A 17744-nucleotide genomic window follows, 5' to 3' on the forward strand; every position below is an offset into this window, starting at 1 on the left:
AGGAACCCTCGGCCCCGAAGGACGCGTCCACGGTGATGTTGGTGCGCGACGGGGCGAACGGTCCCGAAGTGTTCCTGCAGCGACGAGTCGGGGCGATGGCCTTCGCCGCGGGCATGACGGTGTTCCCCGGCGGCGGCGTCGATCCCGCCGACAGCACCGTCGAGATCGACTGGGCGGGTCCGGATCCGGCGTGGTGGGCGGAGCGGTTCGCGACCACCGAGCCGCGCGCGAAGGCGCTGGTGTGCGCGGCGGTGCGGGAGACCTTCGAGGAATGCGGCGTGCTGCTCGCGGGCCCGACGGCCGACACCGTCGTCGAGGAGACCGTCCCGTACCGCGAGGCGCGCGGCAAGCTGGAGCGCCGCGAACTCTCCCTCGCCACCTTCCTGGCCGAGGAGAAGCTGGTGCTGCGCGCGGATCTGCTGCGGCCGTGGGCGAATTGGATCACCCCGGTCATCGAGCCGCGTCGGTACGACACCCACTTCTTCGTCGCCGTCCTGCCGCAGGGTCAGCTGGCCGATGGCGCGACGTCCGAGGCCGCCGAGGTCCAGTGGCGCACCCCGGCCGAGGCGCTGGACCGCTGGCGCGCGGGCACCGACATCCTGCTCCCGCCGACCTGGTCCCAGTTGGACGCGCTGGGTCGCTTCGCCTCCACGGCGGAGATCTTCGCGGCCGAACCGGTCATCGACGCGATCATGCCGGAGTTCATCGATGCCGACGGCACCAAGATGCTGAGCTTCCCCGACAACGACCGCTACTTCGCCGACCTCCCCGAAGCAGGCAAGCTCAAGGGTTCCGCCCGTCGGTAGTAGCTCTTCGCGCACCTCGCACACGCCGAGCGGGAGCTACCAGCGCTGCGAAGGCGCCTGATCTCGGTGAGCGTCGCGGGGCTGCGGGGCGCACCCGACCGCTGCGGGGCCGCTGGGCTGTGCGGTGTACCCGACCGCTGCGGGGCAGCCGGGCTGTGTGGTGTACCCGACGTCTGCGAGGTACACGGAGATGCGGGGCGCGGCAGGGGCGGACGGTAGCGTGCGTGCCATGGCCGAATTCGTGACCTTGGAGCTGCCGGAAGGGGATGGCGCGCGGGGCGTCGCCGTTCTGCGGATCGCTCGTCCGCCGATGAACCTGCTCAACGTTCAGGTGGTGCGGGAGGTGGCCGAGGCCGCGGCGGCGGTGGCGGCGCATCCGCGGGTCGCGGCACTGGTGGTGTACGGGGACGAGCGGGTGTTCTCAGCGGGTGACGACGTGGCCGAGCTGGCCGCCCTGGACGCCGATCAGGCCGAGGCCATGGCCGCCGACGTGCAGTCCGCGTTGGGTTGCCTCGCCAAGGTTCCGCAGCCGACCGTCGCCGCGATCAGCGGGTACTGCCTCGGTGCCGGGCTGGAGCTGGCCCTCGGCGCCGACCGTCGCGTCATCGGTGACAACGTCAAGCTAGGCCTGCCGCAGATCCACGCGGGACTGATCCCGCTCGCGGGTATCCGGCGGCTCTCGCTGCTGATCGGGCCGGGCCCGGCCAAGGACCTCGTGTACACCGGGCGTTTCGTGGAGCCGGACGAGGCGCGCGCCGTCGGTCTGGTCGACGAGGTCGTCGCGCCCGACGACGTCTTCGCCGCCGCGCTGCGCTGGGCCGAACGCTTCACCGACGGCCCCGGCCGCGCGCTGGCCGCGGCCAAGGCGGTCTTCGAGGCGGGTCCGCACGGTCTCGACCGCGCCCGCGGCGAATGGGCCGGTCTGTTCGCCACCGAGGACCGCCGAATCGGCACGGAATCCTACGTCGCCGACGGTCCGGGTTCCGCGGTCTTCGTCGGTCGCTGAACGGGCGGCGTCGGCCCGGAATCGAGTCACCGCCGCCGCACCGAAGTTCGTCGCGAGGCATCCGTCGAGTTCGTCGCGACGTCGTGCCGAGGGTGCGGTGCGGCCAGCGTCGACTGTGCTCGGGGTCCGTGCCGAGCCCGTCGCGACGCATCCGTCGAGTTCGTCGCGACGTCGTGCCGAGGGTGCGGTGCGGCCAGCGTCGACTGTGCTCGGGGTCCGTGCCGAGCCCGTCGCGACGCATCCGTCGAGTTCGTCGCGACGTCGTGCCGAGGGTGCGGTGCGGCCAGCGTCGACTGTGCTCGGGGTCCGTGCCGAGCCCGTCGCGACGCATCCGTCGAGTTCGTCGCGACGTCGTGCCGAGGGTGCCGTGCGGCCAGCGTCGACTGTGCTCGGGGTCCGTGCCGAGCCCGTCGCGACGCATCCGTCGAGTCCGTCGCGACCTCGTGCCGAGGGTGCCGTGCCGCCCGCGTCGACTGCGCTCCGGGCCCGTCGCGATGCCTGTGCCGAGTGCGTCGTGGCACGCCCCGAACGGGGGTTGAAGGCGCCCGCCTGCACGAATGCCGATCGGTCTGAAACGGGTGTGCCAGGAGATTGCCCTGATAGGAACACGTTCTCATTCGGCCACCGGTCCGGTACCCCGCGAGAAGCACGGGCCGACAGCGGGCTTCATCTGGGGATTTATGTAGGCTAGGCGACCATGACGGTACGTCCCGACGACCCCGCGCCGAACCCGCATGCCACCGAGGCCGAGGTCGAAGCAGCGCTGAAGGATACGAAGCTCGCCCAGGTGCTCTACCACGACTGGGAAGCGGAGACCTACGACGACAAATGGTCCATCTCCTATGACGAGCGCTGCATCGAATACGCCCGCGGCCGCTTCGACGCCGCGGTGGGCCCCGCGCCGCTGCCCTACGAGAAGGCGCTCGAGCTCGGCTGCGGCACCGGGTTCTTCCTGCTGAACCTGATGCAGGGCGGCGTCGCCAAGTCCGGCTCGGTCACCGACCTCTCGCCGGGCATGGTGAAGGTGGCGCTCCGCAACGCGGAGAACCTGGGCCTGGACGTGGACGGCCGAGTCGCCGACGCCGAGACCATCCCCTACGACGACGACACCTTCGATCTGGTCGTCGGTCACGCTGTGCTGCACCACATCCCGGATGTGGAGCTGGCGCTGAAGGAGTGCCTGCGGGTGCTCAAGCCCGGCGGTCGCTTCGTCTTCGCCGGCGAGCCGACCACCGTTGGCAACTTCTACGCCCGCTGGCTCGGCCGCATCACCTGGAAGGCCACCACCTCGGTCACCAAGCTGCCCGCGCTGGCCGGCTGGCGTCGTCCGCAGGAGGAGCTGGACGAGTCCTCGCGCGCCGCGGCGCTGGAGGCGGTCGTCGACCTGCACACTTTCGATCCCCGCGACCTCGAGTCGATGGCTCGGTCCGCTGGCGCGGTCGAGGTCAAGGCGAGCACCGAGGAATTCGCCGCCGCGCTGTGGGGCTGGCCGGTGCGCACCTTCGAGGCGGCCGTGCCGGCCGAGAAGCTCGGCATGGGCTACCGGATGGCGATGTACCGCGCCTGGCTCGGACTGAGCTGGGTGGACGAGAACATCATGCGCCGCGTGGTGCCGCGCCAGTTCTTCTACAACGCCATGATCACCGGCGTGAAGCCGGGCGCGTCCGCCAAGTAGGTGGGCTACCGCTTCGGTCGCGCGGACATCGCCTTCCTCGCCTCCGCGACAGGGCGTGCCGCGCTGGCCGAGGTGGACCGGCTGGAACTGTCCCCCGCGACGCACCTGCGCGATTTGGCGCGGGTGCGTCGCGACAACGGGGAGCACGCCGCCGCCCTCGTGGAGACCGTGCGGCTGCGCCGAAAGGCCGCCGCCAAACTGCACGACGCGGGGGAGTGGCTCTTCACCGACGACGCGCTACAGCAGGCGACGCCGACCAGGGTCGCCCGGCACCGGGCGGCCCGGCTGGCCGGGCGGGCCGTGCACGACGTCACCTGCTCCATCGGCGCCGAACTCGCCGAGCTGGCCGAGGTGTGCCCGGCCGTCGTCGGTAGCGACCTGGACGAGGTGCGGCTGGCGATCGCCGCGCACAATCTCGGTTCGCGGTGGTCGCCGCTCTCCGGCCCCGGAAATGTGTTGCTGGCCAAGGCAGATGCCCTAGTGCCGAGCAGTACCGGCACGGTGATCATCGCCGATCCGGCACGCCGCTCGGACGGCCGCCGCACCCACGACCCGGCCAAGTTGCAACCTCCGCTGCCCGATCTGCTCGACGCCTACTCCGGTCGCGACATCGCCGTGAAGTGCGCGCCCGGACTGGATTTCGACCGGCTCGACTGGTCCGGTGAGATCGAGGTGGTCTCGCTGGACGGGGCGGTCCGTGAGGCGTGCCTGTGGTCGGCCGGCCTTGCCGAATCCGGCGTCACCCGCCGCGCCACCGTGCTGAGTTCGCGCGGCGCGCCGCAGGTCCTCACCGACGCGGAGCCGGACGAACTTCCCGACCGACCGCCCGGCGAGTGGATCATCGATCCCGACGGCGCGATCGTCCGCGCCGGGCTGGTCCGGCACTACGCGGCGAAACACGGCCTGTGGCAACTGGATCCGCACATCGCCTACCTCACCGGCGATGCCGTACCCTCGGGCCTCCGCGGCTTCCGCATCGAGGACCGGCTCGAGCTGCGCGAGAAGACGTTGCGCCAAGAGCTGGCCCGCCGCGACTGCGGGGCGCTGGAGATTCTGGTGCGCGGCGTGGACGTCGACCCGGACGCGCTGCGCAAACGGTTGAAACTCAAAGGCAGCGTTGCCTATACGCTCGTGATCACTCGAATCGGCCGCGCCGCCACGGTATTCGTCTGCACCGCGCACACCTAAGACTCCAGCTTCTTCACGATCCGCTGCACCGTCAACCAGGTGCGGGTGGTGATGTCCTTGCCGTAGGTCTTGTCCAGCCACGCCATGAAGTCGGGGGTCTTCGGCGTGCTGTTGTCGATGACGGTGAGAAAGGCGCGAGCCTCGGCGTCGTAACCGATGATCCGGGTCAGCTCGTCGCCGGTGTCGGGATGCTCCACGGTCGGGTTCTGGTCCTTGAAGAAGGTGACCGTGAGGTACGAGCCCCGTTCGTGGGTGAGCCCCTCGAACGGGTCGCGATCGAGCAGCTCGCGCAGGTCCTCGTAGCCGCGCACGATGGTCCCGCCCGGAATCCCGAGCTCCCGGTTCAGCGCCTCCTGGATCCGATCCTCCAGCGCCGCCGCGTCGGTATCGGCGCAGCGGAACACCACATTGCCGCTGGACAGGATCGTCGCCACCTTCTCGAACCCGAGTCCCTCGAACACCGCGCGCAACTTCTCGTTGCGCATGTTCGGGTTGGACGGCATGATCCCGCGCAGCAGCGCCGCGTACCTGTTCATGCCGACGACCGTACTCGAGCGGACCGACGACTTTCCGTCGAACGCGGCGAACTACGCCTGCTGGGTGACGCCGTTCTTCTTGCGCTCGATGTCCTCCAGCGCGGCGATGTATTTCGCCCGCTCCTCGGCGCCCGCCTCCCAGGTGGCCTTGCGGTTCTTGACCACCTTCGCCGGGGCGCCGACGGCGATGCTGTAGTCCGGGATCTCGCCCTTGACCACCGCGTGCGCACCGAGGACGCAGCCGCGGCCGACCCGGGTCTCGCGCAGCACGGTCACCTTGGCGGCGATCCACGTGTCGGGGCCGATCCGGACGGGGCTCTTCACGATGCCCTGGTCCTTGATGGGCAGCGTGATGTCGTCCATCTTGTGGTCGAAGTCGCAGATGTAGCACCAGTCGGCGACCAGCGTCGATTCGCCGATCTCGATGTCGAGGTAGGTGTTGACGACATTGTCCTTGCCGAACACCACCTTGTCGCCGATGCGCAGCGAGCCCTCGTGGCAGCGGATGGCGTTGCCGTCGCCGATGTGCACCCAGCGACCGATCTCCATCCGGCTCAGCTCGGGCGTCGCGTGGATCTCGACCCGGCGGCCGAGGAACACCATGCCGCGCAGCACGATGTGCGGGTTCGCCAGCTTGAACTTGAACAGCCGGTAGTAGCGGACCAGATACCAGGGCGTGTAGGCGCGGTTGGCGAGCACCCAGCGCAGCGACGCCACGGTCAGAAATCGCGCCTGCTGCGGATCCCGGCGGCGCGAACCCCGCCACCGCGAGCGCAACGGTGCGCCCCACATGCTCGTCACGAACCGTTCTCCCGTCGTGTTCCCGGGACCGGCGACCCGGGGGATGTCTTTGGCTACACAGCGTACTTTCGCGCTCTACCACCCCCGGCTCTACCCTCACGTTCACGCGGCGGAAGGTCCGCCATGCGAGATGTTCATCGAGAAGCAACCGGCGTCTCATGAGCCGACCACGTGCGCGCGAGTCTTACGAGCGCCGTTCGCGGCCCGTCTCGCGCTCGAGCGGCCGCTGCGCACGCGACACCGTCGCCAGCAGCGGCCGCTCGAGCGCGAGACACCAGGGGGCCGCGAACCCGCCGTGCCGCAGGCGCGGCAAATTGAACACCGGCTAGTCTTGCGAGCGCCCACCGACCAGAGGGGAGAACAGCAGGTGCGAACCGGTAGCGTGCGGGCTGTCGCCACACAGCCGCGATCCCGGGTGCGTGCGGTGGCCGCGCTTGCCGCCATGGGCGCGCTCGCGCTGACCGCCTGCGGCACTGACGTCGACGACATCACCGTCGGCTCCGGGAAAGGTTGGCCCGCCGCGCACCACGACGGTCGCAACAGCGGCGTCAGCCCCGTGACCGGCGCGCGCTCGCTGACGCTGAGCTGGTCAAGGCCGGCCGCCGGTCCCATCGAGCAGCCGGTCACCATCGGCGCCGAGGGCCAGCTGTTCCTGACGACCCGCACTCCCAACGGTTGCGCCATCCTGTCGTTGCAGATGCCGACCGGCCGCAAGCGTTTCTGTGATGTGCTCGGCCCCAACACGATTTCCTCGCCCACCGCGGTGGACGGCGCGAGCAACGTCTACGTCGGCGACGACGGCGCGGTGAACTCCTACAACTACCTGGGTCAGCCGCGCTGGCGCACACCCGTTGCGGGCGTTCCGGTTTCGGTGCAGTTCACCGGTGACAGCAGGTTGCTCACCATCACCCAGTCCGGCCAGGTGGACGTGCTCGACCGCCAGACCGGCCTGCGGACCGTGCCGACCGTCCAGCTGCTCGGCGAGCCCGACCTTTTGGAGCACCCCAACCTGACAAGGCCTGCCTCGGGCCAGGGACTCGACGACTGTGGCACCGGCGGCCCGCAGTGCCCGGTCGCGAACATCTCGGCGATCGAGAAGTCCACCGGTCGCTTCTACGTCACCGTGTGGCAGCCCGGTTCGCCGAACGCCGCGCTGGTCGCTCTGCGCTACGCCGACAACAAAATTCAGCAGGAGTGGCGCGCGGAGATACTGACCGAGGGCAGCGCCACCGGTCCCGCGCTGTCCGCGGACGGCGGCACCGTCTACGTCGGCGACAACACCAAGCGACTGATCGCCGTCGACACCGCCGACGGGCGCACCAAGTGGGTGCGGCCGCTGGGATTCACGCCGAGCGGCGGGATCTCGGTCTCCGCCGACGGTCTGATCATCCCCGCGGGCGACGAGGGTTACCTGCTCGCCTTGCGCGACACCGGTGAGACCGCTGAAACCGTCTGGGAGCGTAAGGATCTGGTGCTGCGTGGCGTGCCGGTGCAGACCGAGGGCGGCACCGGCTACACCGCCGCGGCGATCGGCGAGGGCCTGAGCCTGATCACGTTCGACACCGCCAGCGGCGCGACCATCGATGCCGATGTGCTGCCCGGCGCGCAGGGCAGCACCACCGGCACCTCGGTAAGCGCCGAGGGCGAGGTGGTGCTGGCCACCCGGATCGGCGAGGTCTTCGTCTTCAAGCCGGAGTAACCTCCGCCTTCGCTCCGGCCGTGCGCGGTCTGCGTCCGCAGCGCCGTCTGTGCGTACCTCCGCCTTCGCTCCGGCCGTGAGCGGTCTGCGTCCGGCAGCGCCGTCTGCACCTCCGCCCTCGCTGCGGCGGTGCGTGGCCTTCGGTCCGACGGCGTCCGGGCCGCCGCAACGGTCCGCTTCCGGCGACGCCGATCAGATCGGGTTGTTCGGATCCCGTTCCGGCAGTGGACGTTCCACGATGACCGGCCTGCCGAGCGGATTGCGCACCCGCCGTTTGGCTTCCGAGTACACCTGTGCGGTCTCCGCCGCGACGACGTCCCAGGCGAAGTCCGCGGTCAGGCGCTCGCGGGCGGCGTAGGCGCGGTCCTGTGCGGCGGCGGGATCGTCCAGCGTCGCGCGCACCGCCTCCACCAGACCGTCCACGTCGGCGGGTTCGAAGGAGGCGCCGGTAACGCCGTCGATGACTGCTTCGCCGAGCCCGCCCGCCGTGGAGGTGATCAGCGGGGTGCCAGCGGCGGCCGCTTCCAGCGCGACGATGCCGAACGGCTCGTAGCGGCTCGGCAGCACGATGGCGTCGGCGCCGTGCAGCCAGCCGAGCAGTTCCTGGTGGTCGAGCTGACCGGCGAAGGTAACCGCGCGCGCGACGCGGTGCACCCGAGCCCGTTCTCGCAGCCATTCGAACTGGGTGCCGACGCCCGCGACGGTCAGCGTGGTGCCCGGGTGGGCGCGGCGGATGCGGGGCAGCGCGGCGATGGCGTCCTGCACGCCCTTCTCGTATTCCAGCCTGCCGACGTACAGCAGCCGCGGCGGGCCGGAACGCGGTGCGCGGGGGCGGAAGGTCCACGCGCCCACGTCGATGCCGTTGCGGATGACGGTCATCGGGATGCGCTCGGGACCGTAGAGGCGCTGCACCTCGTCCTGCATCGAGGTCGAGCAGGTGATCAGCGCGTCGGATTCGTTGGCGAGCCACCATTCGACCGAGTGCACCTGCTTGTTGACCTTGCCGGCGACCCAGCCGCTGTGGCGGCCCGCCTCGGTGGCGTGAATGGTCGAGACCAGCGGCACGTCGTAGTACTCGGCGAGCGCGATGCCGGGATGGGCGACCAGCCAGTCGTGCGCGTGCACGACGTCGGGCGTCCAGCCGTCGCCGATGCCAGGCTTACCGAGCGCGACGCCCGCGCGCACCATCGCGTGGCCCATGGCCAGGGTCCAGGCCAGCATGTCCTCGCCGAAGTCGAAGCAGGGCGGATCCTCGGCGACCGCGACCACCAGGACGCCGTCCTCGATGAACGAATGCGTCGGGTGGGTGGCGGAATCGGTGCCGGACGGGCGGCGGGACAGGACGACCACTTCGTGGCCCGCCGCGGCGAGCTCGGTGGCGAGGTGATGCACGTGCCGACCCAACCCACCGACCACAACCGGCGGGTATTCCCACGACACCATCAAGATCTTCATGCATGTCCTTCATAGGCAGGGCCGTCCGCGGCCGGGCCTTGCGGGCCCCGGTCCAGGTTCCCGGTGGGGTCGGCACTGGGGAGCCGTCGCGCATCCAATCCGGGGAAGAATCCGTCGGCCGCGTACCATCCTGCCGCCAACTGCCGCGCTTTGGCGACTTGACCCGCGCCGACCGCCGCCGCGATCTCCCGCACGGCATGCGCGTGCTGGTGGGCCCGCTCCCGCGCGTAGCCCGCCGCTGAGTCCTTGCTGACCATGAACGCCCAGTCGCTGGACACCGTCAGGATCGCCTCGCGCAGCAACTGATCCGCGACCGGGTCGCGCAGCGCGGAGGTGGCTCCCGCGCGCATCTTGTCCAGGGTGTCCAGCGCCAGTCGCACGACCTCGTCGTTGAGTTCGACCAGATCCCGCACCTGATCACCGGCCCACACCCGCCAGTCCTTGCCGGACCCCCATGACGAATCGGTCAGCTGCACGGGCTCACCGACGAATCCGCGTTCGCGCGCGTCGGCCAGGGTGCCGACGGTGACGCCCGCCTCCGGCAGCGCGCGCAGCACCTGGGCCAGCCACTGCGGACCCTCGTGCCACCAGTGCCCGAACAGCTCGGTGTCGAAGGCGGCGACGACGAGCGCGGGACGGCCGATGCGTTCGGACTCGGCGACGAGTCGATCGCGCACGGTGCGCACGAAGTCGTCGACGTCGCGGACCACCGCCGCGGCCGCCAGCTCCGGGTCGTACGGGGCCTTGTCGGGCCCGGCGACCGTCTTGCCGGTGACGCGGGCGGGTTTGAGACCCGTCGCGTGGTCGTAGTGATGAAAATCACGGTACTGCGCCTGGCCGGGATAGCCGGACTTCGGCGACCAAACCCGGTAGCTCACCTGAAGATCGCGCCCGAACGCCACGACGTCGGTGTCGCGCACCGGGCGGCCGAGGCTGCTGTCGCCGCGCAGCGCGGGTCCGTCGACCATGAAATGCGTCACACCGGCGGCGGCGTAGCCGACCTCCATGCCCGGCGTGTATCCGCACTCCGGCGCCCAGATGCCGGTCGGGGTGTGGCCCCAGCGCTGGCGGGCGTCGGCCAGGCCCTCGCGCAGCTGGAACTCGCGCAGCCGCGGGTCGAGCAGCGGCTGGAACGGGTGCGCGAGCGGGCCGCCGAGCAGCTCGATCGTCTGCGCGTCGACGAGTTCGCGCCAGACCGGCGCGGCGCCGTGCCGCCAGCGCAGCTCGAACTCGGTCAGCGCCGCGGCGGCGAGCCGGTGCTCGTGCCTGCCCAGCGCGACATTGCCCGCCATGGCCGCCTCGTCGGCGCGCAGCTGCCAGTTGCCGAGCCAGTGGTGCATGCCCGCCAGGCAGTGCGGGTCGTCGAGCTGGGCCGCGAGCACCGGCGTGATGCCGAGGCTCAGCAGATGCGAACGACCTTCCGCCGCTAGGGTTCTCAGTACCTCGACGACCGGGAGGTAGGACGCGGCCCACGACTGGTAGAGCCATTCCTCGCCGACCGGCCAGCGGCCGTGGTTGGCCAGCCACGGCAGATGGGAGTGCAGGACCAGGGTGAACTGGCCGGGTACCGCGTTGTCGGTCAACGCTTCACCGCGATGGCCACGAGGTCGAGGCTGGCGTCGATGTCCTCGGTGATCAGGTCGAAGTCGTCGATGGTCACCGCGGCGACGTCGGCGGTCAGCTCGGCGGGCCACGGCTCGCCTGCGAGCGCCCGCTGGATCTGCGCGTCGATGAACGAGCCACCGTGCTTGGCGTCCAACGCTTTCAGCGTCGCGCCGTGGTGCACGCCGGTCATCAGCGCGACCTCGAAACCGGCCTCGACGAGCAGTTCGGTCAGCTCGTCCGCGTTCAACTCGCGGGTGTGGAACGGGTTGAGCGGGGTGTCGCGGCCGGGCGAGAAGGTGATCCGGTTGGGCGTGCTGATCAGCAGCTCGCCGCCGGGCCGCAGCACCCGAAGGCATTCCCGCAGGAACTGGCTCTGGTCCCAAAGGTGTTCGATGACTTGGAAATTCACCACGACATCGACCGAGGCGTCGTCGAGCGGCAGGGCGGCGAGGTTGCCCTGGATCATCTCCACGCGCGGGTAGCGCGCCCGTACGTGCGCGACCGCGCTCGCGTCGTAGTCGAGGCCGATCACCTTGGTGGCCACCCCGGCGATCATGTCGGCGCCGTAGCCTTCGCCGGAACCGGCCTCCAGCACGGTCTTTCCGGCGCACCGGTCGAGCAGCCGGGCGTAGACGATCTCGTGCCTGCGGAACCAGTAGTTCTCCTCGGCGATGCCGGGGACGGTGCGCTCGCCGGTCAGCGGCAATGGTTCGACGGCACCGGCGTTTTCCGCAGTTATGACCCTCGGGTCGCCCACTGCGGCAGGGATCACAGCCTCGCTCATCACACCGACGTTACTGGTAAGGGTCGCGCACGATATCGCCCGGACCGGTGTATTGAGAGAGAAGCCACTAAGTTACCCACGAGTAACTTAACGTAGGGTAGTGTCACGCCCTGAGCTACCTCAAAGGACGTACGGCCCAGCTCGTGCGACCACCAGATAACGCCCCCAGAACAGGAGGTCGACGAAGACCGATGCCGAACATCGTCGTACTCATCAAGCAGGTCCCTGACACCTGGTCCGAGCGCAAGCTGTCCGATGGTGACTACACCCTGGACCGTGAGGCTGCGGACGCCGTCCTCGACGAGATCAACGAGCGCGCCGTCGAAGAGGCGCTGCTGATCAAGGAAGCCCAGGGCGGTGAGGTCACCGTGCTGGCCGCCGGTCCGGACCGCGCCACCGAGGCCATCCGCAAGGCGCTCTCGATGGGCGCCGACAAGGCCATCCACATCAACGACCCGGCGATCCACGGCTCCGACGCCGTGCAGACCGCGTGGGTGCTGGCCAGCGCGCTCGGCCAGGTCGAGGGTGTCGAGCTGGTCATCGCGGGCAACGAGGCGACCGACGGCCGCGCCGGTGCGGTGCCCGCGATCATCGCGGAGTACCTGGGTCTGCCGCAGCTGACCCACCTGCGCAAGCTGACCGTCGACGGCGACAAGATCACCGGCGAGCGCGAGACCGACGAAGGCGTCTTCAAGCTGGAGGCCACCCTCCCCGCCATCGTCTCGGTGACCGAGAAGATCAACGAGCCGCGCTTCCCGTCCTTCAAGGGCATCATGGCGGCCAAGAAGAAGGAAGTTCAGGTCTTCACGCTGGCCGACCTGGGCGTCGACCCGTCGACCGTGGGTGTCGCCAACGCGGGCACCACCGTCACCGCGTCCACCCCGAAGCCCCCGCGCACCGCGGGCGAGAAGATCGCGGACGAGGGCGACGGCGGCACCAAGATCGCCCAGTACCTCATCGGTCAGAAGATCATCTGATCCGCCCGGCTGACGAGACTTCCTAGGAGAGAACACAAATGGCTGAAGTACTTGTGCTCGTCGAGCACGCCGACGGTGCGATCAAGAAGGTCAGCACCGAACTGCTCACCGCCGCCCGCACCCTGGGCACCCCGGCCGCCGTCGTGCTCGGCGCCGCGGGCACCGGCGAGAAGCTGGCCGACGCGCTGGCCGCCGCGGGCGCCGAGAAGATCTACATCGCCGAGTCCGACGATGTGGAGAACTTCCTGGTGACCCCGAAGGTCGACGTGCTCGCGGGTCTGGTCGAGTCGGTGTCCCCGGCCGCCGTGATCGTCGCCGCCTCCGCCGAGGGCAAGGAGGTGTCGGGTCGCCTCGCCGCCCGCATCGGCTCCGGCCTGCTGGTCGACGTCATCGGCGTCAACGAGGACGGCTCCGTCGTGCACTCCATCTTCGGTGGCGCCTTCACCGTCGACGCCAAGGCCACCGGCGACGTGCCGGTCATCTCGGTTCGCCCGGGTGCGGTCGAGGCCGTGGCGCAGGCCGGTGCCGGCGAAAAGGTGACCGTCGAGGTTCCCGCGCAGGAAGAGGGCGTCGTCAAGGTGACCTCGCGCGAGCCGGTCGTCGCTGGTGACCGTCCGGAGCTCACCGAGGCGAACATCGTCGTCTCCGGTGGTCGCGGTGTCGGCTCGGCCGACAACTTCGCGGTCGTCGAGGCGCTGGCCGACTCGCTCGGCGCGGCCGTCGGCGCCTCGCGCGCCGCCGTCGACTCGGGCTACTACCCTGGCCAGTTCCAGGTCGGTCAGACCGGTAAGACGGTCTCCCCGCAGCTGTACATCGCCCTCGGCATCTCCGGCGCCATCCAGCACCGCGCCGGCATGCAGACCTCGAAGACCATCATCGCGGTCAACAAGGACGAAGAGGCCCCGATCTTCGAGATCGCGGACTACGGCATCGTCGGCGACCTCTTCAACGTCGCCCCGCAGCTCACCGAGGCCGTGAAGGCTCACAAGGGCTGAAACCCCCTCGGCGAGTAGCTGTTACGAACGACCCCGGCTGGAAACAGCCGGGGTCGTTCGCGTTTCGCTGCGGTGTTGGTGCGGGCTCCGCGATGCGCTACCGTGTGCCGGTCCGGTTCGGCGGGTGCAGGGGGTGCACGGCAATCGATGACAATGGCGGTCTGCCGACCGCGTTCATGACTGAAATGCCCGACGACGGCGGGCTTCCGGTCAACGCCCGGCAGGAACAGTTCAGTCTCGCATTCGTGCGTATGATCGCCGCTGCCGCAGGGTGTTCGATCAAAAGCCACGAAACCGACTACGACGGTGTCGATATCACGATCGTGGCCTCGCGGGAGTATGAGAGATTCTATTGCCCTGAGTTCGAGCTGCAACTGAAGTGCACTACGCAACACAGCCGGCTCAAGGCAGATCATTTGGCTTGGCCTCTGGAAAAAGGTCCGTTCCTGAAACTGGTGAGCCCGAAGCGGTTCGTTCCTGCCCTGCTCGGCGTCCTGCTCATACCGGAGGAGCCTGACGAACTGCTCGATCTGTCCGAGGCTGGCTTGACCAGCTCGAGCCGCATGTATTGGGAGTACGCGGCGAAGCTGGGCGGTATAGCGGACGGCAAGTCCAGCACGACAGTCCACCTACCCAGAAGTAACCTGTTCGATGTAGCCGGGCTCCAAGAGATCATGCACAGAATCGGCGAAGGAGGTCAGTGGTGAAGGAGATTCCTGTCGGCGACCTTCGCGACATCGCGCTCGCCTTGTCGCCGCCAGCGGTATCGCAATACCTTGCCGCGCACGATTGGGAACTCGAGGCTCGCGTTCAGGATGTGAAAGAGATCTGGCGGCTGCCGGGCGAAGACGGTCCACTGGGTCGAATAATGTTGCCGCTCGCCACTGATTACGTGGACTTTCCCAGGCGCTTCCGAGAAACGATGCAAACACTCGCGACCATCTACGACTGGGACCCGGCGCAACTGGTCGAACGCATCGCCGCCGCACGTGCCGACCTGTTCTTCGTGCGACTCGACCAGGAAATGATCGACGGCACGATTCCCTTCCGGCAGGCGGAAACAACCTTGGAAGCTTTGTTCCGGATGATGAAGGCGGCCGCGACCACCGCGGACGATCCGACCCATTCGCACCGAGGTCGTCGATCGGCCACCGTGACGGAATTCCTCGAGGAGAATATTCGTCTGGGGCATACCAAACGGGGCAGCTTCGTGTTCACGGTCGTCTCCCGCCTCGGTGATGGGATGTCCACGGAGACAGATGGAAAGCCGCAGGTGTCATTCCCCCGGGCGGCGATGGCGACGCTCGCCAAGGGCTTGCAATCGACGCGCACGCTGGCGTTGCAGTGGGACGATCGCGCTCTGGAGCGCTCCGGCGAGTTGGGATTGAGTGCCAACTTGGTGGAGTCGGTCTGGGACCTCACTCAGTCGCCGGACTTACGGGCGTTGGACCTGTCGTTCGATTGGGCAGCGGGCGAGCCGGCGCCGACGCTGGAAAGTTCACGGATCGTCATCGATCGTGACGCGATGGCTGGATTGCCGCGGGTGCGTGAGCGCTTGGTTCGCAGTGAGGAACCGCCGCGGTACGAATCATTACTGGGTATCGTCCGAACGTTGAACCGTGACGACCTTGGGGACGGGGGCGAGGAGGCCACCAGCATTGTCCTGTCCACACACGTAGACGGACGCTCGCGGAAGGTCCATGTTCCGCTGGCCGGTACCGACTACGAATGGGCGATCGCCGCACACCAGTCCAAGAGGCCGCTCGTGGTTTCCGGGAATCTGTCGTTCGAACGGGGGGCTTGGCGTCTGACCGGCGATATCACTGTGGACCGCAGGCTTTCGGAGCGTTCCAGCTGACACCTCACCGCATTCGGTCAGCTGCTGTGCAACGTGGTGAGCAAGGTGGTGAGGATGGGGGAGCGGCGGGTGTCGTCGCGGAGGACGGCGCAGACGGGGATGCGGAGGCGGTGTTCGGCGAGTTGGAGGACGACGAGTCCTTCGGTGGGGCTCTGGGCGTAGAGGACGGTCCACGCTTCGGGGCGGTTGATCAGTTCCATGGTCGCGGTGTGGTCGGGCGGGATCGGCGGGCCGAAGGTGGGGCCGACGGGCAGGTCGGCGAAGGCGCTGCGAATGATGTTGTGCAGCAGCACCTGTTCCTGTTCGGGCGGCAGCAGCAGCGGGTAGGAACTGAGGTCGTTGAGGGTGACGGTGTCGCGGGTGGCCAGCGGATGATTGCTCGAGGTGGCGATCACGAGATCCTCGACCCAGAGCTGTTCCACCATCAGCCCCGGCTGGTCGACGCGCCCGCGGATCAGCGCGAGATCGCAGTCTCCGTCCGCGACGGCCGTGATGCGTTGGCGGAAGGGCTTGATCACGAACTCGATCTCCGCGTCCGGGTGCGCGGCGCGCGCGGCCGCGATGGCGGACAGCGAGCGGCTCGCGAAGGACATGTTGGCCGCCAGCCGGATTCGCGGCCCGGAGGCCCGAACCGCCGCGCGGATGGCGGATTCCAGGCTCAGCATCTGCTTAGCGAGGGGAAGTAGCCGGGTGGTCGCGTCGGTGGGGACGACGGCCCTGGTAGAGCGCTCGAACAGCGGCACGCCGAGGTCGCGTTCGAGCCGGGCGATCTGATGACTGATCGCCGACTGCGAGATGAAACATCGGGCCGCGGCCCTGCTGAAGCTCAGTTCTTCGCAGACCGCGACGAAGTACGCCAGCTGCCGAAGCTCCACGACTAGCTCCTACTCATGAGCAATCCAGATAAGAGTCATCTTCATTATGCGCCGTAACGGCTGAAATATCTGCGTTCCCGATGACGGTTGGTAATGAGAGAAGGAGGCTGTCATGGAACACGCAGATGTGGTCGTCGTCGGATCGGGATTCGGGGGGCTGGCCGCCGCCAAGCAACTCGCCAAGTCGGGAATCGACTTCGTACTCATTTCGAGCACGCCGGAGCACCTGTTCCAGCCGTTGCTCTACCAGGTCGCGACGGGTGTGCTGGCATCGCACGAGATCGCGCCGCCGATCAAGTCGGTGCTGCGCAGGCACAAGGAAGCCGATGTGCGCCTCGGCAAGGTCGTCGCCATCGATCCGGACCAGGCGATCATCACCTACGAGAACGATGGTGTGCCGCATCACATTCGGTACGGCTCGCTGATCGCGGCCACCGGCGCCTCGCAGTCCTATTTCGGCCGTGACGATTTCGCCGAGAAGACCTTCGCCCTCAAGACCATCGACGACGCGAAACTGCTTCGCGCCCAGATCGAACGCGTCTTCGCCGAGGCCGCGACCGCGGACCCCGAGACCAAGAACAGGCTGCTCAGCTTCGTGGTGGTCGGCGCGGGCGCGACCGGTGTCGAGGTGGCGGGCCAGCTGAAGGAGCTCGCGAAAAGGTACTACCACCAGGAGGTTTCGGTCACCCTGGTGGAGGGTGCAGGAGAGGTGTTGCCGCCCTTCGGTGGTGGGCTCTCGGAGTACGCGAAGAAGTCGTTGACCGGAAGCGGCGTCGAGGTGCTCGTCGACACGTTCGTCACCGACATCGAACCGGGCAAGGTCACCGTCAAGGACAAGGCGGGCGTGGAGCGCAAGATCGGCGCCGAGACCGTGGTCTGGTCGGCGGGTGTGCAGGCGGGCGGGTTCGCGAAGATCCTGGCCGAGGCCACCGGCGTCGAGACCGACCGCGCCGGACGGCTGCTGGTCAACCCCGACCTCACCGTCGCGGGCTACGCCGACATCTACGCCATCGGCGACATGACCTCGCTCAACGGCTACCCCGGCCAGTCGCCGGTGGCCATGCAGGAGGGCAGGCACGCCGCCGACATCATCCGCCGCAAGAAGCAGCCCGGCACCCCGTTCAAGTACTGGGACAAGGGCAGCATGGCGGTGATCAGCCGGTTCAGCGCGGTGGTGAAGCTCAACGAGAAGATCACCTTCCGCGGCGTGATCGCCTGGGTCATGTGGCTCGCGGTGCACCTGCTCTACCTGGTCGGCTTCCGCAACCGCTTCGCGGCGGTGGCCTCGTGGCTGGTCGCCTTCATCGGCAGCGGCCGCCCCGGTTTCGACGAGGTGGAATCGAGCCCGACGCAGGCCCGCGCACCGGAACGCGTCGCAGCCTGAGCGCACCCGAACCGATCGCACCGATGCGCGCGCATCGGTGCGATCGCCGTTTCCGGGCGCTGAAAGGTTGCGTAAGCAGGGGAAAGGCGACTCCACGACG

16 protein-coding genes are annotated in these 17744 nt (G+C 68.7%); 10 read left to right on the plus strand and 6 right to left on the minus strand.

The window, feature by feature from the left end; genetic code table 11:
* Window positions 1–35 precede the first annotated feature (35 nt).
* The 4 genes from NAM01S_RS07805 (at window position 36) to NAM01S_RS07820 (ending at window position 4675) form a co-directional block, all read left to right on the plus strand.
* A complete protein-coding gene (locus NAM01S_RS07805; protein ID WP_169810821.1) occupies window positions 36–806 on the plus strand; it encodes an NUDIX hydrolase in 771 nt (256 codons plus the stop codon).
* A gap of 229 nt (window positions 807–1035) precedes the next feature.
* A complete protein-coding gene (locus NAM01S_RS07810) occupies window positions 1036–1812 on the plus strand; it encodes an enoyl-CoA hydratase-related protein (RefSeq protein WP_067781588.1) in 777 nt (258 codons plus the stop codon).
* A 697-nt stretch (window positions 1813–2509) separates the two neighbouring features.
* A complete protein-coding gene (locus NAM01S_RS07815) occupies window positions 2510–3487 on the plus strand; it encodes a class I SAM-dependent methyltransferase (RefSeq protein ID WP_067781591.1) in 978 nt (325 codons plus the stop codon).
* Entirely contained in the window at window positions 3488–4675 is a 1188-nt protein-coding gene (locus NAM01S_RS07820; RefSeq protein WP_067781594.1) for a THUMP-like domain-containing protein, read from the plus strand. It abuts the gene before it with no gap.
* On the opposite strand, the gene NAM01S_RS07825 is transcribed toward NAM01S_RS07820, so the two are convergent.
* Window positions 4672–5211 (minus strand): DUF1697 domain-containing protein, encoded by a 540-nt coding sequence (locus NAM01S_RS07825; protein WP_067781598.1) that lies wholly within the window; start codon window positions 5209–5211, stop codon window positions 4672–4674. The genes NAM01S_RS07820 and NAM01S_RS07825 overlap by 4 nt on opposite strands.
* 51 nt (window positions 5212–5262) lie before the next feature.
* Window positions 5263–6012: an acyltransferase gene (locus NAM01S_RS07830; protein ID WP_067781601.1), complete on the minus strand. Its 750-nt coding sequence runs from the start codon at window positions 6010–6012 to the stop codon at window positions 5263–5265.
* Between the two features lie 367 nt (window positions 6013–6379).
* On the opposite strand from NAM01S_RS07830, the gene NAM01S_RS07835 reads away from it, so the two are divergent.
* Window positions 6380–7711, plus strand: coding sequence for an outer membrane protein assembly factor BamB family protein (locus tag NAM01S_RS07835; RefSeq protein ID WP_253798561.1), 1332 nt, complete (start codon window positions 6380–6382; stop codon window positions 7709–7711).
* A gap of 192 nt (window positions 7712–7903) precedes the next feature.
* Here NAM01S_RS07835 and NAM01S_RS07840 read toward each other — a convergent pair whose 3' ends face one another.
* From NAM01S_RS07840 to NAM01S_RS07850, 3 genes are read right to left on the minus strand one after another with little or no spacing between them, the layout of a single operon-like run.
* A complete protein-coding gene (locus NAM01S_RS07840; RefSeq protein ID WP_067781604.1) occupies window positions 7904–9166 on the minus strand; it encodes a glycosyltransferase family 4 protein in 1263 nt (420 codons plus the stop codon).
* Window positions 9163–10749, minus strand: a complete 1587-nt coding sequence (locus NAM01S_RS07845; protein ID WP_067781607.1) for a 1,4-alpha-glucan branching protein domain-containing protein — start codon at window positions 10747–10749, stop codon at window positions 9163–9165. Before NAM01S_RS07845 ends, NAM01S_RS07840 begins: the two co-directional genes overlap by 4 nt.
* Window positions 10746–11555, minus strand: coding sequence for a class I SAM-dependent methyltransferase (locus tag NAM01S_RS07850; RefSeq protein ID WP_067781610.1), 810 nt, complete (start codon window positions 11553–11555; stop codon window positions 10746–10748). The genes NAM01S_RS07845 and NAM01S_RS07850 overlap by 4 nt, the downstream gene beginning before the upstream one ends.
* 191 nt (window positions 11556–11746) lie before the next feature.
* Between NAM01S_RS07850 and NAM01S_RS07855 the strand changes: the two genes are divergently transcribed.
* The 4 genes from NAM01S_RS07855 (at window position 11747) to NAM01S_RS07870 (ending at window position 15385) form a co-directional block, all read left to right on the plus strand.
* Window positions 11747–12532, plus strand: coding sequence for an electron transfer flavoprotein subunit beta/FixA family protein (locus NAM01S_RS07855; RefSeq protein WP_067781613.1), 786 nt, complete (start codon window positions 11747–11749; stop codon window positions 12530–12532).
* Between the two features lie 38 nt (window positions 12533–12570).
* Entirely contained in the window at window positions 12571–13527 is a 957-nt protein-coding gene (locus NAM01S_RS07860; protein WP_067781616.1) for an electron transfer flavoprotein subunit alpha/FixB family protein, read from the plus strand.
* 92 nt (window positions 13528–13619) lie between these two features.
* Entirely contained in the window at window positions 13620–14234 is a 615-nt protein-coding gene (locus NAM01S_RS07865; RefSeq protein ID WP_084482629.1) for a DUF4365 domain-containing protein, read from the plus strand.
* Window positions 14231–15385, plus strand: a complete 1155-nt coding sequence (locus tag NAM01S_RS07870) for a hypothetical protein (protein ID WP_067781776.1) — start codon at window positions 14231–14233, stop codon at window positions 15383–15385. The genes NAM01S_RS07865 and NAM01S_RS07870 overlap by 4 nt, the downstream gene beginning before the upstream one ends.
* Window positions 15386–15402: 17 nt before the next feature.
* Here the strand turns inward: NAM01S_RS07870 and NAM01S_RS07875 are convergent, their stop codons facing one another.
* On the minus strand, window positions 15403–16260 hold the full coding sequence (locus NAM01S_RS07875) for a LysR family transcriptional regulator (RefSeq protein ID WP_067781618.1): 858 nt from the start codon (window positions 16258–16260) through the stop codon (window positions 15403–15405).
* Between the two features lie 112 nt (window positions 16261–16372).
* Here NAM01S_RS07875 and NAM01S_RS07880 point away from each other — a divergent pair, with 112 nt between their 5' ends.
* Window positions 16373–17644, plus strand: a complete 1272-nt coding sequence (locus tag NAM01S_RS07880) for an NAD(P)/FAD-dependent oxidoreductase (protein ID WP_067781621.1) — start codon at window positions 16373–16375, stop codon at window positions 17642–17644.
* Window positions 17645–17744: the final 100 nt, after the last annotated feature.

It is taken from the genome of Nocardia amikacinitolerans NBRC 108937 (genome assembly GCF_001612615.1).
Taxonomy (GTDB): domain Bacteria; phylum Actinomycetota; class Actinomycetes; order Mycobacteriales; family Mycobacteriaceae; genus Nocardia; species Nocardia amikacinitolerans.

Coding starts and splice junctions, on each gene's coding strand:
- NAM01S_RS07805 (WP_169810821.1), top strand. CDS start 36: ATGTTGGTGCGCGACGGGGCGAACGGTCCCGAAGTGTTCCTGCAGCGA.
- NAM01S_RS07810 (WP_067781588.1), top strand. CDS start 1,036: ATGGCCGAATTCGTGACCTTGGAGCTGCCGGAAGGGGATGGCGCGCGG.
- NAM01S_RS07815 (WP_067781591.1), top strand. CDS start 2,510: ATGACGGTACGTCCCGACGACCCCGCGCCGAACCCGCATGCCACCGAG.
- NAM01S_RS07825 (WP_067781598.1), bottom strand. CDS start 5,211: ATGAACAGGTACGCGGCGCTGCTGCGCGGGATCATGCCGTCCAACCCG.
- NAM01S_RS07840 (WP_067781604.1), bottom strand. CDS start 9,166: ATGAAGATCTTGATGGTGTCGTGGGAATACCCGCCGGTTGTGGTCGGT.
- NAM01S_RS07850 (WP_067781610.1), bottom strand. CDS start 11,555: ATGAGCGAGGCTGTGATCCCTGCCGCAGTGGGCGACCCGAGGGTCATA.
- NAM01S_RS07855 (WP_067781613.1), top strand. CDS start 11,747: ATGCCGAACATCGTCGTACTCATCAAGCAGGTCCCTGACACCTGGTCC.
- NAM01S_RS07860 (WP_067781616.1), top strand. CDS start 12,571: ATGGCTGAAGTACTTGTGCTCGTCGAGCACGCCGACGGTGCGATCAAG.
- NAM01S_RS07865 (WP_084482629.1), top strand. CDS start 13,620: ATGCGCTACCGTGTGCCGGTCCGGTTCGGCGGGTGCAGGGGGTGCACG.
- NAM01S_RS07880 (WP_067781621.1), top strand. CDS start 16,373: ATGGAACACGCAGATGTGGTCGTCGTCGGATCGGGATTCGGGGGGCTG.